Genomic DNA, 350 nt, shown 5'->3' on the forward strand with positions numbered 1-350 from the left:
CTGCGCCAGCGGCGACCAATACGCCCATGACGCCGCCGTTCACATGGTCACCGTCGAGGACGGCATCTACGGCGTCGTCTCCAGGGCGGCGGACGTGATCGCGGGCCTGCGCGCGCTGGACGTGTCCTCGGCCAAGAGCTGATCAAACCGACTGGACTGTTTCAATGCCATATTTCATCTCTCTGATGCGTCTCACGCAGCGGGGGCTCGACGAGATTGCCAACTCTCCGGAGCGCGCTCGGGTCAGCCGTGAACGCGTCGAAGCCCTCGGCGGTCGCAGCGTCGCGCTCTACGCCACCATGGGCGCCTACGATTTCGTGCAGATTTTCGAGATGCCGAGCGAAGCGGCG

1 protein-coding gene is annotated in these 350 nt (G+C 64.9%); it reads left to right on the forward strand.

Going from position 1 to position 350, the window contains the following annotated elements; genetic code table 11:
• Positions 1–164: 164 nt before the first annotated feature.
• Positions 165–350, forward strand: a 186-nt coding sequence (locus EN862_RS35200; RefSeq protein WP_135913309.1) for a GYD domain-containing protein, incomplete at its 3' end; no start/stop codon positions are given.

Source organism: Mesorhizobium sp. M2E.F.Ca.ET.219.01.1.1, from assembly GCF_004016445.2.
In the GTDB taxonomy this organism is placed as follows: domain Bacteria; phylum Pseudomonadota; class Alphaproteobacteria; order Rhizobiales; family Rhizobiaceae; genus Mesorhizobium.